Source organism: Iodobacter fluviatilis (assembly GCF_900451195.1).
Classification (GTDB): Bacteria; Pseudomonadota; Gammaproteobacteria; order Burkholderiales; family Chitinibacteraceae; genus Iodobacter; species Iodobacter fluviatilis.
Window position 1 is genome coordinate 2110779 of the sequence record NZ_UGHR01000001.1, and the last position, 20349, is coordinate 2131127.

Genomic DNA, 20349 nt, shown 5'->3' on the forward strand with positions numbered 1-20349 from the left:
AAAGTATTTCGGAATTTTCACGCTTGGCATAGAATGCGTTTTGTACTATAACAGTCCGTCGAAATGCAAAGTAATGCGCTAAGACTGGGAAAAAATATTGAAACAACAGTGTTTTACTATGAAAAAGCCTGTTTTTTAGCATTTTTTACTATAGCCTCGGTGCTGATTTTGCTTTTCAATGGACTGACAAGCGTAAGACCCATCTGTCTCTATCAAGATATAACAAGAATTTGGAGAAAAATATAATGAGCACCAAGGGGCAAATGTTGCAAGACCCATTCTTGAATGTACTGCGTAAAGAGCATGTGCCTGTTTACATTTATCTTGTAAACGGGATTAAGTTGCAGGGGCAAATTGAGTCTTTTGACCAGTACGTTGTTTTGCTGCGTAATAATGTGACGCAGATGGTTTATAAGCACGCAATTTCGACTGTAGTGCCTTCACGTCCGGTATCTATTCCGCATGAGCACGCAGGCCAGTTGCCTCCTGTGACTGATGTTGTGCTTGATGCCTGAGGAATTGTTGATTTCATTGAAATGGTTTCAGTAAAAGCAGTACGGTTTAAAAACCCCGATGGACTGGGTCTTTCGGGGTTTTTTGTGTTGGGCTAAAACAGCTTTGCACGGTATTTGTTGATTAAAAGGTCATGCATGTTTGAGCGCCATAAGGGTGGAGACAGAGCCGTCTTGGTTTGCCTTGATTTTGGTGAGGTGGATTATCAGGATGGTGTGGAAGAGTTTGTTCAGCTGGTAGAAAGTGCAGGGGCCCAAATTCTTGCAACGGTTGAGGGTAAGCGCAGCCGTCCCGATCGTGCCTATTTTGCGGGTACAGGCAAGGTGCAGGAAATTGCTGAAGTAGTACGGGTTCATGAGGCGGAGCTGGTTATTTTTAATCATCAGCTTTCACCATCGCAAGAGCGCAATTTAGAAAAGGTTTTACAGTGCCGGGTTGTGGATCGAACGACGCTGATTTTAGATATTTTCGCGCAGCGTGCACGAACTGCAGAAGGCAAATTGCAGGTGGAATTAGCGCAACTGTCGCATATTTCTACACGCTTGATTCGCGGCTGGACTCACCTTGAAAGGCAAAAAGGCGGGATCGGTATGCGGGGTCCGGGTGAATCGCAGCTTGAAACGGATCGCCGCTTATTGGGCGGACGTGTTAAACGGCTGAAGGATCAGCTGGCTACAGTGCAAAAGCAGCGGGCGACACAGCGCCGTTCGCGTGAGCGCAACAGGCAGTTTAGTGTTGCAATTGTGGGCTATACCAATGCTGGTAAATCGTCCTTATTTAATGCATTAACTAAATCAAAGATTTATGTTGCGGATCAATTGTTTGCAACTTTAGATACAACATCCAGAAAGCTGTTTCTTGATCCGGAACATTCGATTGTATTGTCGGATACGGTTGGTTTTATTCGCCAATTGCCCCACACTTTAGTTGCCGCATTTCATGCTACTTTAGAAGAAACGATTCAGGCCGATTTACTTTTGCATGTGGTGGATATCAATCATCCATTGCGCGATATGCAAATTATTGAGGTGAATAAAGTATTAAGTGAGATTGGTGCGGAACGTATTCCACAATTGATGGTCAATAATAAGATTGATCTGCGCGACATGCCTCCGAGTGTTGATCACGACGAGTATGGTAGAATTTGCGCTGTGCGTTTGAGTGCTACCCAAGGGACAGGGCTCGATGCACTTCGCGCCGCGCTGCTTGAGGCTTTAAGCCATCCACTAAAAACAGCTGAGTTAACTAATGAGTCAAAATGACCCGCAATGGGGTGGTCGCCGGAATGGCCCGCCTGATCTGGATGAAATTATTCGTAATATCACTGGCAAAATATCCCGCCTTTTAGGTGGTGATGGTGCGCCTCCTGCTGGAGGAAACAGCCGGGGCGGCACTGGTGCTGCTGTGGTGGTTGCAGTCGCAGTGGCTGTGTTGTGGGCAGCATCTGGTTTCTATGTTGTTGATGAGCGCGAAAATGCCGTCATTATGCGCTTTGGCCGCTATGTTGAAACGGTTGAAAAACCCGGTTTGCATTGGCATTTGCCGTGGCCAGTAGAATCACGTGAAATCGTGAACATGACTGAAATTCGCAGTCTGGAAGTAGGCAGCTCTGGTGGCGAAGGCCGTGCGGGTGACGAATCCATGATGCTGACCGGGGATCAGAATATCCTCGAAGTGCGCCTGGAAGTGCAATACAACCTTAAATCAGCGCATGATTTTGTGTTTTTTAATCGCACAACTGATCGCGATGCTAAGGATTTGGTGAAGCAAATCGCACAAACGGCGATTCGTGAGGTTGTGGGCAAGAATAAAGTTGATTACGTGCTGAACGAAGGGCGCGGCAAAATTGGTGAAGACACCAAGGAAATCGTGCAAAACCTGCTTGATCGCTACGGCGTGGGCGTGGCCGTGTCGCGTGTAAATATCTCGGATGTACAGCCGCCAGATCAGGTTCAGGCCGCTTTCTCTGACGCCGTTAAAGCGCGTCAGGATAAAGCACGTCTGATTAATGAAGGGACGGCTTACGCGAATGATGTTATTCCGAAAGCGGGTGGTATGGCTGCACGTCTTTCAGAGGAGTCAGAGGGTTATCGTTCCCGTGTTGTATCCCAGGCTGAAGGGGATGCGTCCCGCTTTAAACAGGTTGCTGCAGAATATGCAAAAGCACCGCAAGTGACGCGTGACCGGATGTACTTTGACACGATGCAACAGGTTTTCCAGAACACAACCAAGTTGTTGATCGATCAGAAATCGAATGGCAATTTGCTTTATCTGCCTTTGGATAAATTGATGCAAATGACTTCACCAGCGGCTGCACCTGCACCCGCTGCAGAAGCTGCAAAAGCGGCTGAGCCTGCTGCCGAAGCAGCTGTTAATCGTAACGTTCGCGCTACTTTGCGCGACGGCCGCTAAGGGGAGAGCAATATGAATCGAATTCTTTCTACTTTAGCCTTGGTACTTTTGGCTTTATTTGTTTTTTCTGCTTCTTTTTTTACAGTAGATCAGCGCCAGTATGCCGTGGTGTTTCAGTTCTCTGAAGCTGTGCGCGTGATTAAAAATCCAGGTATTAATTTTAAAGTACCTTTGCTTCAGGAAGTTCGCTACTTTGATAAGCGCATTTTAACGATTGATGAAGAAACGCCTGCGCGTATTCAGACCATCGAAAAAATGAACGTAAAAGTAGACAGTTTTATCAAGTGGAAAATCATCGACGTAGAGAAATATTACAAAGCTGTGGGTGTGGATCAGCGTAAAGCCGTTGAACGCTTACGCAATACGGTAAACAATATGCTGCGCGATGAGTTTGGTAAGCGTACCGTGCAGGATGTGATTTCTGGTAAGCGCGATGAAGTCATGGAAACCGTGCGTAAAGTGGCCGATGCAGATGCCGGACGGATTGGTGTGCAAGTGATTGATGTGCGTATCAAGCGCGTTGAGCTTGAAGACAGCACGCTTAATTCTGTTTACGAGCGCATGCAGTCTGAACGTAAAGCGGTTGCTAATCAGATGCGTGCAGAAGGCTCCGCAGAAGCTGAAAAAATTAAGGCGGATGCAGATCGTCAGCGCGAAGTGACTTTGGCAAATGCGTACAATAAAGCCCAGCAAATTAAGGGTGAGGGTGATGCAAAGGCGGCCGCTATTTATGGCGAAGCCTATGGCCGTAATCCCGAGTTCTATGCGTTTTATAAGAGCATGGATGCTTATAAGCAAAGTTTTGCGAAGAAGAGCGATGTGATGGTGGTAGATCCTAGCTCAGAATTCTTTAAATATATGAAAAACCCGAAAGCGAAGTGATTGATTCCTTGCTTGCAGCCTTTGCACTGATGCTCATTTTTGAAGGAATCATGCCTTTTGCGTTTCCTGCTGTATGGCGTAGTACAATGCAGAAAATGGCAGAGTTGGATGACTTTAAAATTCGTTTAATGGGTTTGGGGTGTTTGTTCGCAGGTTTAGTGCTGGCATTATTGTCCCGCTAAACTATCTCTTTAAGAAGTGTGTGCCCGCACTGTGCAATTTGCACAGGCGGGCCTTTGTTTGAAGGGCTTTGTTTTTAAAGCAAATGACTATGCGCAACTGGATTCTCCCTGAGTATATTTCTGATGTTTTACCTTCCGAAGCGCGCCAAATAGAGGCTTTGCGTCGTAAAGTGCTTGATCTCTTTGCTTGTTATGGCTACGAGCAGGTTGCACCTCCCCTCATTGAGTATGTGGAATCATTATTCACACAAGATGACAGCGCCCTTGATTTAAAAACATTCAAACTTGTGGATGAATTAACAGGCCGTCAGATGGGCTTGCGTGCAGATATTACGCCCCAGGTCGCCCGTATTGATGCTCATATTTTGAATCGCCAAGGCGTGGCGAGGCTTTGTTATGCAGGCTCAGTGGTGAATACTCGGCCGGAAGGGGTGTTGTCCACGCGTGAGCCGCGTCAGATTGGTGCTGAGATTTACGGTTGTGCCAGTGTTGCTGCAGATGTAGAGGCGATTGAGCTGATGTTTGAAAGCCTTTCTCTGGCTGGCCTGCAGTCGCCGCGCTTAGATATTGGGCATATAGGTTTGTTTCATGCCCTAGCGGATGAGGCAGGGCTTGCAGGAAATCGTCGTGCAGAAGTTTTTGCTGCTCTGCAGCAAAAAGATTTGCCGACCATTCGTGAAACAACGTCGGGTATTGCTGCTCAATTACAGGCGGCATTATTGCTGCTGCCTTCTTTTTATGGTGGTAGTGAGGTGCTGGTTCGTGCCCGTGCTGAGCTTCCTGACTTGCTAGGTATCAGCTCAGCACTTGATAGTCTTGATCAACTGACTGCTGCATTGAAATTGCGCGGTATTGTGGTGCACTTCGATTTAGCAGAATTACGCAGCTGCTATTATCATACGGGTCTTGTTTTTGCTGCCTACGCTCATGGATTTACCAATGCGGTAGCGCGTGGCGGGCGCTATGATAGTGTGGGTGAGAAGTTTGGCCGCTCCCGCCCGGCTACAGGGTTTAGTATGGATTTACGTGAGTTTTCTTCTTTGCCTTTTCCGTCTTTGCGTTCTGGTGTGTTGGCCCCGGCTGGAGACGATGTAGGCTTGCTTGCGGCAATTCGCTTGTTGCGCAGTGCGGGTGAAATTGTCATGGTTGATTTGGGTGTAAATGCATCCGAAGTGAGTGTTGATCGCGAGCTTAAATGGACAGATGGTCAGTGGCAGGTGTTGCCGCTGTCTGCTGCTAATAGTGATTGATTTCCTGGGGCGCTTCTGTGAAGGAGTGCGCCGCTTAGTGCATTACGTGGTACTCAGATATCGCGTGTTTTGGTTACGTTGGTTTTAATAGTGAGGTTTGGCATGAGCAGAAATGTGGTCGTGATTGGTACCCAGTGGGGTGACGAGGGTAAGGGTAAGATCGTTGACTGGTTAACCGATCACGCACAAGGCGTGGTTCGTTTTCAGGGCGGTCACAATGCCGGTCATACACTGTGGGTGGGCGGTAAAAAAACCGTTCTGCGTTTAATTCCGTCGGGTATCTTGCATGCAGGCAAGGCTTGTTTTATCGGCAATGGCGTGGTGATTTCACCTGAAGCGCTACTGAAAGAAATTGATGAGCTAGAAGCTGCAGGTATTGATGTTGCAAGCCGTTTGCGCATTTCAGAAGCTTGCCCGTTGATTTTGCCATATCACATTGCCATTGATCAGGCGCGTGAAGCGGCTAAAGGCGAGATGAAGATTGGTACAACGGGTCGTGGTATTGGCCCTGCGTACGAAGATAAAATCGCCCGTCGCTCAATCCGTTTGCAAGACCTGTACCACCCTGAGCGTTTTGCCGCCAAGCTGAAAGAAAACTTGGATTGGTACAACTTTGCCCTGAAGAACTACTTCAAGGCTGAAGAGGTTGATTTCCAAACGGTTTACGATGAAGCGCTGGTTTATGCTGAACGTATTAAGCCTATGCTGGGTGACGTTTCACGTACGCTTTATGATATGAATAAAGCAGGTCAGCCGCTGTTGTTTGAAGGTGCACAGGGTACATTGCTGGATATTGATCATGGTACATATCCCTATGTGACTTCCAGCAATTGCGTCGCCGGTGCTGCATCGGCGGGAGCGGGCGTTGCGCCGCAAATGCTGCAATACGTATTGGGCATTGTGAAGGCTTACACTACGCGTGTAGGTTCTGGTCCATTCCCTACAGAGTTGTTTGATGATGTAGGCGCTGGCCTTGCTTCGCGCGGTCATGAGTTCGGTTCAGTGACCGGTCGTGCGCGTCGCTGTGGCTGGTTTGATGCGGCTGCATTAAAGCGCTCTATCCAGATTAACGGCGTGTCTGGCTTGTGTGTGACCAAGCTGGATGTGATGGACAGCATTGAAACGATCAGTATTTGTACTGGTTACAAGCTGGATGGCGAAATGATCGACATCTTGCCGGTTGGCGCAGAGCAGATTGCACGTTGTGAGCCCATTTATGAGCAAATGCCGGGTTGGTCTGAGTCTACTTTCGGGGTTAAAAAACTGGAAGATCTTCCAGCCAATGCCCGTGCATATCTGAAGCGCATTGAAGAAGTGTGTGGTGCACCAGTGGATATCATTTCTACTGGCCCGGATCGTACAGAAACAATCGTATTGCGCCATCCTTATAACGGCTGATGCTTTTTGTTTCCATAAAAAAAACCCGCTTATGCGGGTTTTTTTTATGGACGGTTAATTAATGATAAATTTTTGTGAATTTCTCTTCATCATAGTACTAAATTTATGCGCTTTCATGGTTTTATCTGGTGATGGATATGTTTTTTTATGGTATTTTGTTGCTTGATTTAGTTGTAAAAATTTAAACTATATTTTTTGTTGTAAAAAAGACTCGATATTTATCTAAGGGTTTTTTTGTATTTTTTGGTATTTTTTGTGATTATTATTTCAGTGTGAGACGTAAAAATCTGATTGGCGGTCTGTTTGAGGTGTGGCGTGTTTGTTCTTTATGGTGTTTTTTTTATTTCTTTCGACATTTTGGTGTGTTTGTAAATTATTCACCTGCTTATTGAGGGATGAATTGTGTTGAGGTCGCACTGTTTTGGTGCGGGTTTTGGTTTTTGCTGCAAATGCATCATTTTTTATTAAGGCGGTGTTAATGTGAATTGTTCCTTGTTAGACATGCAAGAAAGTGAGCGTTTTTGTGAGGCAGGCGTGATGGTGTTTTTATTTATGCACTATTTTAGTGCGAACTTAATGGGGCGACGTTTTACAACTGGAAAATCAGGCTGATTGCAATTAGTGGTTTCATTTTTAATTTTCTTTCTGGCGCTGCAGCTGGAAAACGCGACAAGGCAGGGGCTAGTCATCAGGTAAAGAAAAAGCATATTGTTCTTTACACATATGGTGGTCTTATTGACCTTAAGGAGAATTAAAAATGACTGTTAAGAAAATTCTGGCTGTAGCGTTAGCAAGTTTGTGCGTTGTTTCTTATGCCCAAGCTGATGTAACACTTTACGGTATTGCTCAAAAATCGATTGATTATGGTAATTCTGTAAGCGGTAGCGATGAAGCTAATAAATTCTCTCTTGAAGATATCGGTAGCCGTGTTGGCTTTAAGGGCACAGATAAGCTGGATAATGGCGCGAATTTGCTGTGGAAAATTGAATCTGGCTTAAGCACATTTGGTAGCCGTGAAGCATGGATTGGGATTGAAACGAAAGAATTAGGTACTGCTCGTTTTGGTAAAAGCAAAGGTGCTTATGACTTGCTGGTCGAGACATTCGACTTATTTGAAAGCAATACAACCCTAGCAAACACCTTTAACGACAGCACTTACAATGCTCGTCATGAAAATGCGGTTCATTACACAACGCCAACATGGGGCGGTTTTTCTGCAAGTGTGAATGCAGTTATTGATAGTACTTCAAAATTAGATAGTAGCCAGAAAGGCTATGATGCGACAGCAAGCTATACACATCCTAAATTTGCAATTTACGGTGGTACGAATAGCTTGAAAAACGTTGCGCGTGCAGGTGTAACAGGTGGCACGGTAGTTAAGTCGGATTCCAAAATTACTTCGTATCTGTTGGGTGCTAAAGTATTCCCGGTTGAAGGCCTGCAAATTGGTGCTCTGTATCAAAACACAAAGCAAGATGTTGCATTTGCTGGTGGCGAGTTCAAGCGTGATAGCGCCTTGGTAATGGCTCAATACGAAATTGGTAAATGGGTTCCACGTGTAGGCTATGTGTACCAAGGTGAAGGAAAACAAGGCGGCAATAAGGTTGTTGCTAAGGCTAGTCACTTTGAAATCGGTACTGATTACAACTTGTCTAAATCATCCTTGTTGTATGTAGAAGGTACTGTAATTCAGAATAAAGATGAAAATGCGTTTGAAACCAGCGTTAGCAAAGGCCTGACAAAAACGCCAAAAGTAATCAGCGCGGGTATGATTCTTTTATTCTAAGTAGTCGTTTTATCTGATGTAGCACGGGTTTAAGCCGTGTATCTTCATTTGAGCCACTTCTTCAGATCGAAGGAGTGGCTTATTTATCTTACAATAAACGGGTATCGCCCTTTAAGGAGACACAATGAGCTGGACTATGAAATCAGTGACATTCGCGCTTTCACTTGCCTTAGGCGGAGCAGCATTCGCAGCAACTGTGCCTGCAGGCGTTAAGCTGAGCGACAAGCAAGAAATGATTCGTAATAATGGGTCTGAGGTAGAAACGCTGGACCCTCATCTTGCTGAATCCGTTGGTGCGAATAACATTACCCGTGATTTGTTTGAAGGTTTAACCACCAGTGATAATGAAGGGCGCTTACAGCCAGGTGTAGCAACAAGCTGGAAGCAAAAAGACCCAACGACCTGGGTATTTACTTTGCGTAAAGACGCTAAGTTTTCTAATGGTGACCCGATTACAGCGGCTGATTTTGTATATGGCTGGCAACGTTTCCTTGATCCAAAAATTGCATCAACCTACGGCACGGTATATGGCATTTTTGTATTGAATGGCTTAGAAATTGCAGAGGGTAAAAAAGCACCAAGTACTTTGGGTGTTAAAGCCATTGATAAATACACTCTTGAAGTAAAAACACCGAATCCAATTGCCTATTTGCCAAGTGTATTGGCTAATTCACAATTTGCGCCTGTGCACAAAGCCACGGTGGACAAGTTTGGTAAAGACTGGACCAAGCCGGGTAATATGGTAGGCAATGGTGCTTATGTATTAAAAGATTGGAAAGTGAACAGCAAAATTGTGCTGGAAAAAAATGCCCAATATTGGGATGCAAAAAATGCACAGCTGACACGTGTGACCTATTTGCCAGTTGAAGCCGGCAATGCAGAATTAAAACTCTATCAATCGGGCGATAACGACTTTGTTTACCAATTGCCTGCAGGTCAGTACGAAAAGCTAAAAAAAGATTTCCCTAAGGAAATCCAGAATGGCCCTATCTTGGGCTTGCGTTATTACTCTTTAAATAATAAAGATCCAATGATGAAAGATGTGCGCGTGCGTAAGGCGCTGTCTATGGTATTGGATCGCGATATTCTTGCGCAAAAAGTAACGGTTGATGGCCAGATTCCTGCATATGGTGTAACGATTAAAGGGCTGGAAGGCGCTGATGTAACCACTTATGACTGGGTCAAGTGGCCAATGGCAAAACGCGTGGAAGAAGCTAAAAAATTATTGGCTGAAGCGGGCGTAAAACCAGGTTCAAAAATTAAATTTACATATAACACTGATGATTACCATAAGAAAATGGCTTTGTTTGCTTCTTCAGAATGGAAAACCAAACTTGGTTTAGATACTGAATTAGACAGCCTAGAATTTAAAGTGCTGTTAAAGAAGCGTCATGATGGTGATTTCCAGATTGCACGTAATGGTTGGTTGGCTGATTATAATGATGCCACTACTTTCCTGACTTTGGTTCAGTGTGGTTCTTCACAAAATGATAATTCAAACTGCAATACAAAAGCAGAAGAATTAATTAAGCAGGGCAATGAGCAGCAGGATGTGGCTAAACGTAAAGCATTGCTGACTCAGGCTGCAAAAATGATCATGGATGATTATCCAATGATTCCATTACTGCAATATACCCTGCCACGTTTGGTTAAATCTTATGTGGGTGGCTATTCAACTAAGAACCCTGTTGATCGGTATCTGAGCAAAGAGTTTTATATTATTAAGCATTAAGATTTAAATTCGTGATGCGTTGCCGCTTTGGGCTATTGCTCAAAGCGGCGTTGTTTTGTCTGTGTAGCGTAGCCAAAGAGCGCTCACACTGAAATTAGTTTGATTAAACATAAGAACCAGGGAAGGAATGCCGATGTGGGCTTATACATTCCGCCGTATTTTGGCGACGATACCTACAATGCTGGCAGTAATTACTATCTGCTATTTATTGCTGCATTTAACGCCAGGCGGCCCGTTTGATACCGAGCGCAAGGTGTCTGAAGCGGTTTTAGCTAATTTACAGGCTAAATATCATTTGGATTTGCCGCTTTGGCAGCAATATTTATATTATCTGAAGGGATTATTGCATGGTGATTTAGGCGCTTCTTTTCGCTATGCCGATTGGAGTGTTAATGATCTGGTTGCTGCGGCTTTGCCTGTATCCCTGACCATTGGCGGCGGTGCAATTTTATTGTCAATTATTATTGGCGTGGGCTTGGGTATTACCGCGGCACTTAAGCAAAATAGTTTTATTGATTATTTTGTGATGCTGATTGGTAATATTGGCAGCACGATTCCTTCTTTTGTATTAGGGCCGGTATTGATCCTGATATTTGCTATCTGGGTTCCGATTTTACCTGCTGGCGGCTGGGATGAATTTAATCTTCGCTTTATTGTTTTACCCCTTTCCTTGTTGACGTTCATTAATGTTTCGACCATTGCGCGAGTGATGCGTGGTAGCTTAATTGAAGTGATGAGCAGCAATTTTATTCGTACAGCACGCGCTAAGGGCCTTCCTTTAAAAACGATTGTGTTTCGTCACGCATTAAAACCGGCATTATTGCCTGTTGTATCTGTGCTGGGGCCATTGGCTATTTCATCTATTACTGCGGCGGTTGTTACTGAGTCAGTGTTTTCATTGCCGGGTATTGGTAAGTTAATTGTGAATGGGGCAAGTAATCGTGATTACACCCTTGTATTAGGGCTGGTTGTGTTGGTGACCGTGGTTGCTGTATTGCTTAATTTATTAGTCGATTTAGCCTACGCGCTGCTCGATCCTAAAATTCGTTACTAACAGGCGGGGTTGTCATGTTATTCAGAAATAAAAAACTCGCCGCTACGCTGGAAAGCTTGCCTGTTGAAGGCCGCAGCCCTTGGGCGGATGCTCGCAGGCGTTTCTTTAAAAATAAAGCCGCAGTGATTAGTGCCATTATTTTAATGCTGATTACAATTGCCTGTATTTTAGGGCCCTTTGTATTGCCTAATTCTTATGAAGATACTGATTTTGGTGCAATGGGTTTGGCGCCCACATTACAAAACTGGCATTTGTTTGGTACAGATGAATTGGGCCGGGATTTATTAGTCCGCAGTTTAATTGGTGGCCGCATTTCTCTGATGATTGGTGTACTGGCTACCTTAACTTCGGTTGCGATCGGCGTAATATGGGGAGCAACTGCTGGGTTTCTTGGCGGGAAAGTGGATTCTGTGATGATGCGTATTGTCGATATGATGTATGCAATTCCCTATCTGCTGATTGCCATTTTAATGGTTACTCTTTTAGGTCGTGAATTTTATCTGGTTGTTTTAACCATTACGGTATTTGGCTGGATGGATATGGCTCGTGTGGTTCGCGGGCAAACCTTAGCCATTAAATCAAAAGAATATATTGAGGCGGCTCACGCCATTGGTGTGCCAACATGGAAAATCATTTTCCGTCATGTGGTGCCAAATCTTTTAGGTATTGTGGTGATTTACACGACAGTAACCGTGCCAGGTGTGATTTTGACTGAGTCGGTCTTGTCATTTTTAGGCTTGGGCATTCAGGAGCCGATGACCAGCTGGGGTGTGTTGATTCATGATGGCGCCAGTGTCATGGAAACCACGTCGTGGTTATTGCTGTTCCCGGCGGCCATGCTATCTGCCACTTTGTATTGTGCCAATTATATTGGTGACGGCATGCGCGATGCGCTTGACCCGAAAGATCGGTAAGCGGAGCCCAATATCGTGTGTTTATTATCTGTGGGTGTTCATTATTTGGGCGGTAATGATTTGCGCGTCCAAATTGGATTAAAGGCTGCATCATGAGTTTATTATCTGTAAAAGACCTCGGTGTGCAGTTTGCCACCAATGATGGCTCGGTCAGCGCGGTCAATGGCGTGTCTTTTGAGCTGAATCGCGGCGAAACGCTGGGCATTGTCGGGGAGTCTGGCTCGGGCAAAAGCCAGACCGTGCTGGCCCTGATGGGTTTGCTGGCTAAAAACGGTAAGACCCAGGGGCGTGCCTTATTTGATGGCCAGGATTTGCTGACGATGCCTGCTCAGCAATTGAATAAGATTCGCGGTAACCGTGTGGCGATGATTTTTCAGGACCCAATGACATCCTTGAATCCTTATCTTACGGTTGAGCGTCAAATGACCGAAGTGCTGGAGTTGCACAAGGGAATGAGCCGCCGCGATGCAAAAAAACGCTCGATTGAGCTACTCGATGCGGTAAAAATTCCTGAAGCAGCGCGCCGTGTGATGATGTATCCGCATGAGTTTTCTGGCGGGATGCGCCAGCGGGTGATGATTGCAATGGCGCTTTTATGTGAGCCGGAGCTGCTGATTGCAGATGAGCCGACAACCGCTTTGGATGTGACGGTGCAGGCACAAATTATTGCGCTATTAAAAGACTTGCAGCGTGATTTTGGTACCGGCATTGTGATGATTACCCATGATTTAGGTGTGGTGGCCGGCCTCTGTGAAAAAGTGCTGGTAATGTACGGTGGCCGAGTCATGGAGCAGGGCAATGCCAATGATATTTTTTATCATGCAACGCACCCTTATACCGTTGGCCTGCTTGGGGCGCTGCCGCGTCTTGATCATGATGATAGTGAGAGCCTGATTTCAATTCCAGGTAACCCGCCGAATATGGCGCATATGCCACCTGGCTGCCCATTCAGTGAGCGTTGTAATCATGCGATAGCACGCTGTCACAGCGAATTGCCTTTATTGCTGCCTGTTGGCGCAGGTGGTGTTTTGCGTGCTTGTCATAAGCCGGTAGAAGAAACCAAGCTGGAGGAGGCTCATGTCTGATACACGCCAACCGATTCTGTCTATTCGTGATTTAAAAGTTCATTTTTCTGTTCGTCAGGGTGTGAAATGGCCGTGGCAAGCAAGTAAAACGCTGAAAGCCGTGGACGGTGTATCGCTTGATCTTTATGCGGGTGAAACGTTGGGCGTGGTGGGTGAGTCGGGTTGTGGTAAGTCGACTCTGGCACGTGCTGTACTGAACTTAATTCCGGCCACCAGCGGCAGTATTGTTTGGATGGGTAAGGAAATGAGTGGCGCCAGCAGCGCAGACTGGCTGGAAGCGCGCAAAGATATTCAGATGATTTTTCAGGATCCTCTGGCGTCTTTAAATCCGCGCATGACCGTGGCGCAGATTATTGCAGAGCCGCTCAAGACCCATTACCCGCATATCTCTGAAGCCGAGGTGATGGCTCAGGTCAAAGCGATTATGGTGCGGGTTGGTTTACGTGAGCAGCAAATTAATCGCTATCCGCATGAGTTTTCGGGCGGGCAGTGCCAGCGTATTGGTATTGCACGTGCGCTGATTATGAAACCTAAGCTGATCGTTTGTGATGAGCCTGTTTCAGCACTGGATGTGTCGATTCAGGCGCAGATTGTCAATCTGCTTAAAGAGTTGCAGCGTGAAATGGGCTTGGCGCTTATTTTTATTGCCCATGATCTGGCGGTAGTAAAGCACATCAGCGATCGGATTTTGGTGATGTATCTTGGGCATGAAATGGAGCTGGCAAAAAAAGCAGCGCTTTATTCGCACCCAAGCCATCCATACACCCAGGCGCTTTTGTCAGCGATTCCTATTCCTGATCCTGAGCGCGAAAAAAACAAGGTGATTCAGATCTTGCAGGGTGATTTACCCAGCCCGATTAATCCACCATCTGGTTGCGTATTCAGAACCCGTTGCCCTAAGGCATCAGATCAGTGTTCTAAAGAAATTCCTCAGTTGCGGTCGCTGACTGAGCAAACACAAGCGGCCTGTTTATTGGCCTGATGTTGGGTTTAAAAAAGGCAGCGCAGAAGGTTTTTCCTTTTACGCTGCCTTTTTTTTAGAAATGATATTTTAGCTGGCCCCAGAAAAATCCATTTGTCGCCATGCTTCATAAACAGTGATAGCCACGGCGTTTGATAAATTTAAGCTGCGATTATCCGGCATCATCGGCAGGCGAATGCGGCGATCTGCAGCAAATTCTGCGCGAATTTCTTCTGGCAAGCCTCGTGTTTCTGGACCGAACACAAAAACGTCACCTTTCTCGTAGATAATGCGGTCGTGCCTTGCCGATCCTTTTGTGGTCATGGCAAAAAAACGATGGCCAGCTAAAGATTTCTGACAATCGGCCCATGATTCGTGGATCTGCATACTGGAAAACTCGTGGTAATCCAGTCCGGCGCGGCGCATGCGCTTATCATCTAATTCAAAGCCCAGTGGCTTGACTAAATGCAGGCTGCAGCCCGTATTGGCGGCGAGGCGGATAACATTGCCTGTGTTAGGCGGGATTTCAGGCTGAAATAAGACAATATGGAACATATGTGGGCTGACAGGTGGCAGGCGAAACGCCTTGTATTAAACAGATAGAAACCCAGAATAAAACAACATAGTAACTATTTTGGGGGAGTGATGGACTTGATTCAAAAAGAAATTTTACTTGCTGCTGTACGTGTGGCCTTACAGGATAAATTGTCTCCTGAAGAAACCGTAGCGGTTGCTTTAAGGTCTCTCGATCACGAGATGATGGGGCCAGATGGCCGATCTTTCAACCCCGCACGTATTTCTGGTGTGGGCTCTGCGATTTATGCAGCCATGTTTAATTACCCGCTTGATCTGTTGGACGTGCCAGAAGAAGGCTTTGTCTGGCGGGCAAAGATACCTAAACATCGTTTTAGCACCCCCTTTGAGCAGTTGTTAACAGATGGAGAGCGGATGGTTGAGCAGTGTCGTCAGAAACAAAAAGACTGTCTCTCTGTGCTGAATCATCTTTGAGCGTATTTTGCCATGGCCGGACTAATGCCTTAAGGCGGGTGTTGCTGTTAGAATTAGGAATAGATTTTACTAGAGTCACTGAATGAATACCGCAACACTACTCATTAGTTGTCCGGATCGAAAAGGTTTATCTGCTGCGATTGCCAATTTTCTGTATACCTATAACGCTAATATTGTTCACGCCGATCAGCATCAGGATGAGACAGAAAATCTCTTTCTGATGCGGGTGGAGTGGGATGTTACCGACTTTTCATTGGATATGAGCGCGTTCGCTGCCGCTTTTCAGCCTATTGCTGATCGTTTCCAGATGACATGGTCGGTGGCCTTATCGGCCTGCCGCCCTAAGGTGGCTATATTTGTTTCTAAATATGATCATTGTTTGGTTGATTTATTGCACCGGCATAAAAGTGGCGAATTGCGCTGCGATATACCGCTGATTATTTCTAATCATGAAGATTGCCGTGGTCTGGCAGATTACTATGGCATTCCTTATCATGTGATTGCCGTAACCAAAGACAATAAAGCCGAATCAGAACAGGCTCAGCGTGCATTACTGGAAGCCTGCCAGATTGATTTAATTGTGCTTGCCCGGTATATGCAGGTTTTAAGCCACGAATTTACCGCGTCTTATCCACAGCGTGTGATTAATATTCATCATTCATTTTTACCGGCATTTGAAGGAGCAAAGCCTTATCACCGCGCATTTGCTCGTGGCGTAAAGCTCATTGGTGCAACCAGCCATTACGTAACCGAGGTATTGGACGACGGCCCGATTATCGAACAAGATGTGATGCGTATTTCGCATCGTGATGATATTGATATGCTGATTCAAAAAGGCCGTGATTTAGAAAGAATGGTGCTTTCACGTGCAGTGCGGGCCCATCTTGAAAACCGGATTCTGGTTTATGCAAAGAAAACGGTGATTTTCTCTTAATAATTTAAAGAGAATGAGGGCCGCTTTTGATTTTTTGTATAAAATCGAGGCGGCTTTTGTATGAATCATAAAACCCTCAGTTTAATTAACCACTCCTGAACAAAATAATAAAAATGATCATTTGTTGGGCACTTCATCTCTCTGGTATTTCTGTATGACCGCTTTCCGCTACCGCGCTGTAAACGAGGGCGGGAAAGCTGCGCGTGGCGTGATCGAGGCGGAAACGTCGCGCTTAGCCAAGGGTTTGTTGCGTCAGCAGGGTTTGTGGGTTTCAGAGCTGGAAGAAATCGCCTCTGCCGGAGCAAAAGGTGAGCGTAGCTTAGGGACGGCAAAGCTCTCCTTGCTCACGCGCCAGCTGGCCACCTTGCTGGATGCTGGCTTACCTATTGAGCAGGCGCTTTCTGTTTTGATTGAGCAAAGTGAAGTCGAGCGCGAGAAGCAGCTGGTTGCTGCGCTGCGCAGCGAGATTCTGGCTGGCTCCTCGCTTTCTCAGGCGCTTACCCGCCATCCCCGAGTGTTTCCCGAGTTATATCGTACGATTGTTAGCGCGGGCGAGGAATCGGGCAAAGCAGCTGCGGTGATGCAGCGTCTGGCCGATTATCTTGAATCTCGTGCGTCTTTAGCTTCTAAAGTCGGGCTGGCCTTTATTTACCCTGCCGTGGTGATGTTTGTTTCTGCCTTGGTGATTGTTGGGCTTCTGACTTGGGTAGTGCCGCAGATGGTGACGGTATTTCAGAGTGCCAAGCAAACGCTGCCGCTGCTCACACGCCTTTTGCTTTGGGCCAGTCAGTTTGTACGTGATTGGGGGCTGGTTTTCTTTGTGCTACTGGCGATTGCCTCGGTAGCAGGCTGGCATGCCCTTAAAAAACAAGCGCTAAGACGGCAGTTTGATGCATGGCGTTTAAAGCTGCCCTTGATCGGCCGCTTTGAGCGTACCGCAAATACCGCGCAGTTGGCCTCTACACTGGCGATTCTGGTTGGGAGCGGTGTGCCACTTCTGAATGCTTTGCAGGCCGTGAGCGGTGTGCTGGGCAGCTTGCCCCTGCGCGATGCGGTGGCTGAAGCAGCCAGACAAGTGCGCGAAGGGATGACCTTGTCGCGTGCGCTGGCGGCCAGCAAAATGTTTCCGCCCGTGCTGATTCATTTAATTGGCAGCGGTGAGGCCACGGGGCGTCTTGAGCATATGCTGGAAAAAGCCGCGGCACAGCAAACGCAAGAATTAGAAAATCGCGTTTCGACCTTTACCGGGTTGCTTGGTCCACTGATGGTCCTGTTAATGGGCGGCGTGGTGCTTGTGATTGTATTGGCGATTTTATTGCCTGTTTTTGAAATGAATCAATTGGTTAAATAAAAAGCTGAGTACGAACGAATCGTAATGGCTTTCATAAAGGGGAGTATGAAATGAAACGCAGGCAAGGCGGTTTTACGCTGATTGAAATTTTGGTGGTGATTACCATTCTGGCTATTTTGGGTGCTTTGGTGGTGCCTAAAATTATGAATCGCCCGAATGAGGCGCGCGTTGTGGCCGCTAAACAAGATATCCGTTCTGTGGTTCAGGCGCTCAAGCTTTATAAGCTTGATAATGGCCGTTACCCAAGCACCGAGCAGGGCTTAAAAGCGCTGGTAGAAAAGCCAAGTGCTGCACCTGTGCCAAATAACTGGAAAACCGGCGGTTACTTAGAAAAGCTACCTAAAGATCCATGGGGCAGTGATTATCTTTACCTCAGCCCGGGTATTAAGGGTGAAATTGATGTGATGAGCTATGGTGCAGATGGCCAGCAGGGTGGTGAAGGCACGGATGCTGATATTGGCTCCTGGGATAACTGATGCACTTTAAGCAACAGATAATGGCTTGCACTGGGCGATGAAAGCGATGGTTCAGCGTGGCTTTACCCTGATCGAAATCCTTGTGGTGCTCAGTATTATCGGCATCATTATGGGCTTGGCCGTGGTTCGTCTGGATTTATCAGATGGGCAAAGGGTGGAGCGCGAGGCCAGCCGCCTAGCGTCTTTGTTTGAATCCGCCCGGGATGAAGCCATTACCAGCGGGCAGGCCATTGCATGGTCATCGGATGGCTTAGGGTATCAGTTCTGGTTGCAGGATGCACAAAACAACTGGCAGTCGATTGCTACGCACGATTTGCTTAACCCGCGTGTTTTAGAAGAAGTCCGGGTGGAAAGTTTTGCTGTTAATTTGCGTGAGCAGCGCTTGGGGGAACGTTTGGTGTTTGAGCCTTCAGGCGTAAACGCTCCCTTTCGCTTGCAGCTGCGCTTAAATAACAGCCGCTTAGAACTGCAGGGTGATGTGATGGGGCGGGTTGAAGTACACCAGGCAGATGCCTCGGCGCCGGCGGCCTTGCCTCATGCGTAAAAATGCAGGTTTTACCCTGATTGAAGTGCTGGTTGCACTGGCTGTGATTGCCATTGCTATGGGGGCAGCGATGAAAGCGACCTTGGCAAGTACTAATAATGCGATCGAGCTAAAAAGCCGCACAGCAGCAGGCTGGGTGGCGCAAAACCGCTTAAACGAGCTGGCGGCCCTTGGTGCATGGCCCGATATTGGCTCGACTGAGGGTAAAGAATCTCAGGCCGGCATGGATTTTGTCTGGCGCGTAGAAACCGGCGGTTCCCCCAACCGCAGCTTTCGCCGTATCGAAATAAAAGTATTTTCTGCCGGTGATGATCAGCACGCGGCAGCGACCTTGGTAAGTTATCTTGCTCATGTTCCCCATTAAAGTGCTTAAACCCCGGCACGCAGGCTTTACCCTGCTGGAAATCTTAATCGCGCTGGCCGTGTTTAGCGTGGTGACTTTGATTTCATATAAAGGCCTAGAGTCCGTGGCGCAAACGCGTTCTGCTCTGGATGCGGAGGCTAAGCGCTGGCGCGATTTGTCTTTGGTGTTTGATCGCATGGAAGAAGATGTGAGCCAAGCGGTTGATCGCCCTTGGCGGGATCAGGGCGGGGTAGAGCAGGCCGCAATGCGTGGCACGAATAAGCCGGAGCGTAAAGATGATCAGCCGCTGGAACTGATTCGCCTAGACCGTAATCGGGATGCTTTTCATGTGGCCTATCGCCTGAATAATGGGCGCTTAGAGCTGCTGTTATGGAATGCGCTTGATTTGGGGCCGCGTGAAGAGCCGCAGGTGCACACCCTGCTGGAAAATATCCGCGGATTTGAAGTGAACTTTTTAGATGCCTCTAGCATGTGGAAGCCCAGCTGGCCGCTCGCAGGCAATAGCAAAGTGCCGCCAAGGGGGGTGAAAATTAAGCTGACGCTCGCTGATGACACCACCGTAGAAAGGATATACACCCTGCCATGATGCGCAAACAACAAGGCGTTGCCATCATTACCGCCGTGCTGACCGCCGCGTTGGTCACCACCTTGGCGGTGGCCATTGCATGGCGGCAGCAGCTATGGTTCCGGCAACTGGAAAATCAGTTTGATCTGGCCGAGGCACGCGGCATTGCCCGCGCTTCAATTAACCTAGCAAGGCTCACCCTGCGAGATGACGCCCGCAATAATCAGATTGATCATCAGCTTGAGCCATGGAATATCCCGATTCCTGCGATTCCAGTTGAAACCGGCAAGGTGGGTGGGCGTTTATTAGAGCAGCAGGGGCGTTTTAATTTAAACAATGTGGTGCAAAACGGGGTATTGAATGAGTCCGCATTCGCGGCTTTTCAACGCCTTTTGCAAACGCTGGGGCTGCCGCCGGATATCGCCAATGCGCTGGTCGACTGGCTGGATGCGGATAATCTGACCCGCTATCCGGGCGGTGCAGAAGATGTTGAATATCTGGCGATGGCCGAGCCCTACCGAGCAGCAAACCGCGTTTTACTGGATATTCAGGGTTTGTCCCGTATTCGCGGCTTTACACCCGAAGTGATCGCCAGGCTTGAACCCCTGATCAGTGTTTTACCGCAGGCAACCCCTGTGAATGTCAATTTTGCCGGGCCGGAAGTATTGGCGGCGATTATTCCGGGCCTGCCGGTGTCTGCAGCGCAAGGTGTTGTAGCCAAACGCTCAGGTAAGTATTTTAAAAGCATTGAAGAATTCAAACTGGCCTTGCCCCAAGCCTTGCAAGCCACCGTATCTCTGGATGCCATCTCTATAGAAAGCCGTTATTTTATCAGTGAAGTGGACGCGCATTTTGGCCGGGTTAATATGAGCTTTCAAGCGCTGCTGGAGCGTAAAGGCGATCAAATCCCAAGGATTGTCTGGCTGAGAAGGCGTTAG

The 20349-nt window shown here is 47.2% G+C and carries 22 protein-coding genes; 21 read left to right on the top strand and 1 reads right to left on the bottom strand.

Annotated elements, in window-relative coordinates:
* The first annotated feature begins 245 nt into the window (after positions 1 to 245).
* The 13 genes from hfq (at position 246) to oppF (ending at position 14190) form a co-directional block, all read left to right on the top strand.
* Complete coding sequence (gene hfq / locus DYD62_RS09670; protein ID WP_115227150.1) at positions 246 to 515, top strand: RNA chaperone Hfq; 270 nt, start codon at positions 246 to 248, stop codon at positions 513 to 515.
* Between the two features lie 135 nt (positions 516 to 650).
* On the top strand, positions 651 to 1775 hold the full coding sequence (gene hflX, locus DYD62_RS09675; protein WP_115227151.1) for a GTPase HflX: 1125 nt from the start codon (positions 651 to 653) through the stop codon (positions 1773 to 1775).
* Positions 1762 to 2925 (top strand): FtsH protease activity modulator HflK, encoded by a 1164-nt coding sequence (hflK, locus tag DYD62_RS09680; protein WP_115227152.1) that lies wholly within the window; start codon positions 1762 to 1764, stop codon positions 2923 to 2925. Before hflX ends, hflK begins: the two co-directional genes overlap by 14 nt.
* Before the next feature lie 12 nt (positions 2926 to 2937).
* Positions 2938 to 3807 carry a protease modulator HflC gene (gene hflC / locus DYD62_RS09685; RefSeq protein WP_115227153.1) on the top strand — a complete coding sequence of 290 codons (870 nt, stop codon included), beginning with the start codon at positions 2938 to 2940 and terminating at the stop codon, positions 3805 to 3807.
* Entirely contained in the window at positions 3804 to 3989 is a 186-nt protein-coding gene (locus DYD62_RS09690; protein ID WP_115227154.1) for a DUF2065 domain-containing protein, read from the top strand. The genes hflC and DYD62_RS09690 overlap by 4 nt, the downstream gene beginning before the upstream one ends.
* 89 nt (positions 3990 to 4078) lie before the next feature.
* Positions 4079 to 5239: an ATP phosphoribosyltransferase regulatory subunit gene (locus DYD62_RS09695; protein WP_115227155.1), complete on the top strand. Its 1161-nt coding sequence runs from the start codon at positions 4079 to 4081 to the stop codon at positions 5237 to 5239.
* A 102-nt stretch (positions 5240 to 5341) separates the two neighbouring features.
* Positions 5342 to 6637, top strand: coding sequence for an adenylosuccinate synthase (locus DYD62_RS09700; protein ID WP_115227156.1), 1296 nt, complete (start codon positions 5342 to 5344; stop codon positions 6635 to 6637).
* Positions 6638 to 7394: 757 nt separating this feature from the next.
* Entirely contained in the window at positions 7395 to 8423 is a 1029-nt protein-coding gene (locus DYD62_RS09705) for a porin (RefSeq protein ID WP_115227157.1), read from the top strand.
* 124 nt (positions 8424 to 8547) lie between these two features.
* Positions 8548 to 10155 (top strand): peptide ABC transporter substrate-binding protein, encoded by a 1608-nt coding sequence (locus tag DYD62_RS09710; RefSeq protein WP_207916354.1) that lies wholly within the window; start codon positions 8548 to 8550, stop codon positions 10153 to 10155.
* 133 nt (positions 10156 to 10288) lie between these two features.
* Positions 10289 to 11209 carry an oligopeptide ABC transporter permease OppB gene (gene oppB / locus DYD62_RS09715; protein ID WP_099396930.1) on the top strand — a complete coding sequence of 307 codons (921 nt, stop codon included), beginning with the start codon at positions 10289 to 10291 and terminating at the stop codon, positions 11207 to 11209.
* 14 nt (positions 11210 to 11223) lie between these two features.
* Positions 11224 to 12123 carry an ABC transporter permease subunit gene (locus DYD62_RS09720; protein WP_099396929.1) on the top strand — a complete coding sequence of 300 codons (900 nt, stop codon included), beginning with the start codon at positions 11224 to 11226 and terminating at the stop codon, positions 12121 to 12123.
* Between the two features lie 92 nt (positions 12124 to 12215).
* On the top strand, positions 12216 to 13208 hold the full coding sequence (locus DYD62_RS09725) for an oligopeptide/dipeptide ABC transporter ATP-binding protein (protein WP_115227158.1): 993 nt from the start codon (positions 12216 to 12218) through the stop codon (positions 13206 to 13208).
* Positions 13201 to 14190 carry a murein tripeptide/oligopeptide ABC transporter ATP binding protein OppF gene (gene oppF, locus DYD62_RS09730; protein WP_115227159.1) on the top strand — a complete coding sequence of 330 codons (990 nt, stop codon included), beginning with the start codon at positions 13201 to 13203 and terminating at the stop codon, positions 14188 to 14190. Before DYD62_RS09725 ends, oppF begins: the two co-directional genes overlap by 8 nt.
* A gap of 69 nt (positions 14191 to 14259) precedes the next feature.
* Here oppF and trmL read toward each other — a convergent pair whose 3' ends face one another.
* Positions 14260 to 14724: a tRNA (uridine(34)/cytosine(34)/5-carboxymethylaminomethyluridine(34)-2'-O)-methyltransferase TrmL gene (trmL, locus tag DYD62_RS09735; RefSeq protein ID WP_115227160.1), complete on the bottom strand. Its 465-nt coding sequence runs from the start codon at positions 14722 to 14724 to the stop codon at positions 14260 to 14262.
* Between the two features lie 90 nt (positions 14725 to 14814).
* On the opposite strand from trmL, the gene DYD62_RS09740 reads away from it, so the two are divergent.
* From DYD62_RS09740 to gspK, 8 genes are all read left to right on the top strand, one after another.
* Positions 14815 to 15177 (top strand): hypothetical protein, encoded by a 363-nt coding sequence (locus tag DYD62_RS09740; RefSeq protein WP_115227161.1) that lies wholly within the window; start codon positions 14815 to 14817, stop codon positions 15175 to 15177.
* 82 nt (positions 15178 to 15259) lie between these two features.
* Positions 15260 to 16111, top strand: coding sequence for a formyltetrahydrofolate deformylase (gene purU / locus DYD62_RS09745; RefSeq protein WP_115227162.1), 852 nt, complete (start codon positions 15260 to 15262; stop codon positions 16109 to 16111).
* Positions 16112 to 16265: 154 nt separating this feature from the next.
* The gene (gene gspF / locus DYD62_RS09750) at positions 16266 to 17462 is read left to right on the top strand and encodes a type II secretion system inner membrane protein GspF (RefSeq protein WP_115227163.1); all 1197 of its coding nucleotides are present in this window, start codon (positions 16266 to 16268) and stop codon (positions 17460 to 17462) included.
* Between the two features lie 50 nt (positions 17463 to 17512).
* Positions 17513 to 17938: a type II secretion system major pseudopilin GspG gene (gspG, locus tag DYD62_RS09755; RefSeq protein WP_115227164.1), complete on the top strand. Its 426-nt coding sequence runs from the start codon at positions 17513 to 17515 to the stop codon at positions 17936 to 17938.
* A 37-nt stretch (positions 17939 to 17975) separates the two neighbouring features.
* Positions 17976 to 18482 carry a type II secretion system minor pseudopilin GspH gene (gene gspH / locus DYD62_RS09760; protein ID WP_115227165.1) on the top strand — a complete coding sequence of 169 codons (507 nt, stop codon included), beginning with the start codon at positions 17976 to 17978 and terminating at the stop codon, positions 18480 to 18482.
* Positions 18475 to 18846: a type II secretion system minor pseudopilin GspI gene (gene gspI / locus DYD62_RS09765; RefSeq protein WP_165928617.1), complete on the top strand. Its 372-nt coding sequence runs from the start codon at positions 18475 to 18477 to the stop codon at positions 18844 to 18846. Before gspH ends, gspI begins: the two co-directional genes overlap by 8 nt.
* Positions 18833 to 19432, top strand: coding sequence for a type II secretion system minor pseudopilin GspJ (gene gspJ / locus DYD62_RS09770; protein ID WP_115227167.1), 600 nt, complete (start codon positions 18833 to 18835; stop codon positions 19430 to 19432). The genes gspI and gspJ overlap by 14 nt, the downstream gene beginning before the upstream one ends.
* Positions 19429 to 20349, top strand: a complete 921-nt coding sequence (gspK, locus tag DYD62_RS09775) for a type II secretion system minor pseudopilin GspK (protein WP_115227168.1) — start codon at positions 19429 to 19431, stop codon at positions 20347 to 20349. The genes gspJ and gspK overlap by 4 nt, the downstream gene beginning before the upstream one ends.

Excerpts from the sequence above, each read along its gene's own strand:
- gspF (WP_115227163.1), top strand. The coding sequence starts at position 16,266 with ATGACCGCTTTCCGCTACCGCGCTGTAAACGAGGGCGGGAAAGCTGCG.
- DYD62_RS09710 (WP_207916354.1), top strand. The coding sequence starts at position 8,548 with ATGAGCTGGACTATGAAATCAGTGACATTCGCGCTTTCACTTGCCTTA.
- hflX (WP_115227151.1), top strand. The coding sequence starts at position 651 with ATGTTTGAGCGCCATAAGGGTGGAGACAGAGCCGTCTTGGTTTGCCTT.
- DYD62_RS09700 (WP_115227156.1), top strand. The coding sequence starts at position 5,342 with ATGAGCAGAAATGTGGTCGTGATTGGTACCCAGTGGGGTGACGAGGGT.
- oppB (WP_099396930.1), top strand. The coding sequence starts at position 10,289 with ATGTGGGCTTATACATTCCGCCGTATTTTGGCGACGATACCTACAATG.
- hflK (WP_115227152.1), top strand. The coding sequence starts at position 1,762 with ATGAGTCAAAATGACCCGCAATGGGGTGGTCGCCGGAATGGCCCGCCT.
- gspJ (WP_115227167.1), top strand. The coding sequence starts at position 18,833 with ATGTTCCCCATTAAAGTGCTTAAACCCCGGCACGCAGGCTTTACCCTG.
- gspH (WP_115227165.1), top strand. The coding sequence starts at position 17,976 with ATGAAAGCGATGGTTCAGCGTGGCTTTACCCTGATCGAAATCCTTGTG.
- DYD62_RS09720 (WP_099396929.1), top strand. The coding sequence starts at position 11,224 with ATGTTATTCAGAAATAAAAAACTCGCCGCTACGCTGGAAAGCTTGCCT.
- DYD62_RS09695 (WP_115227155.1), top strand. The coding sequence starts at position 4,079 with ATGCGCAACTGGATTCTCCCTGAGTATATTTCTGATGTTTTACCTTCC.
- DYD62_RS09725 (WP_115227158.1), top strand. The coding sequence starts at position 12,216 with ATGAGTTTATTATCTGTAAAAGACCTCGGTGTGCAGTTTGCCACCAAT.
- gspG (WP_115227164.1), top strand. The coding sequence starts at position 17,513 with ATGAAACGCAGGCAAGGCGGTTTTACGCTGATTGAAATTTTGGTGGTG.
- DYD62_RS09705 (WP_115227157.1), top strand. The coding sequence starts at position 7,395 with ATGACTGTTAAGAAAATTCTGGCTGTAGCGTTAGCAAGTTTGTGCGTT.
- gspK (WP_115227168.1), top strand. The coding sequence starts at position 19,429 with ATGATGCGCAAACAACAAGGCGTTGCCATCATTACCGCCGTGCTGACC.
- DYD62_RS09740 (WP_115227161.1), top strand. The coding sequence starts at position 14,815 with ATGGACTTGATTCAAAAAGAAATTTTACTTGCTGCTGTACGTGTGGCC.
- purU (WP_115227162.1), top strand. The coding sequence starts at position 15,260 with ATGAATACCGCAACACTACTCATTAGTTGTCCGGATCGAAAAGGTTTA.
- hfq (WP_115227150.1), top strand. The coding sequence starts at position 246 with ATGAGCACCAAGGGGCAAATGTTGCAAGACCCATTCTTGAATGTACTG.
- trmL (WP_115227160.1), bottom strand. The coding sequence starts at position 14,724 with ATGTTCCATATTGTCTTATTTCAGCCTGAAATCCCGCCTAACACAGGC.
- hflC (WP_115227153.1), top strand. The coding sequence starts at position 2,938 with ATGAATCGAATTCTTTCTACTTTAGCCTTGGTACTTTTGGCTTTATTT.
- oppF (WP_115227159.1), top strand. The coding sequence starts at position 13,201 with ATGTCTGATACACGCCAACCGATTCTGTCTATTCGTGATTTAAAAGTT.
- gspI (WP_165928617.1), top strand. The coding sequence starts at position 18,475 with ATGCGTAAAAATGCAGGTTTTACCCTGATTGAAGTGCTGGTTGCACTG.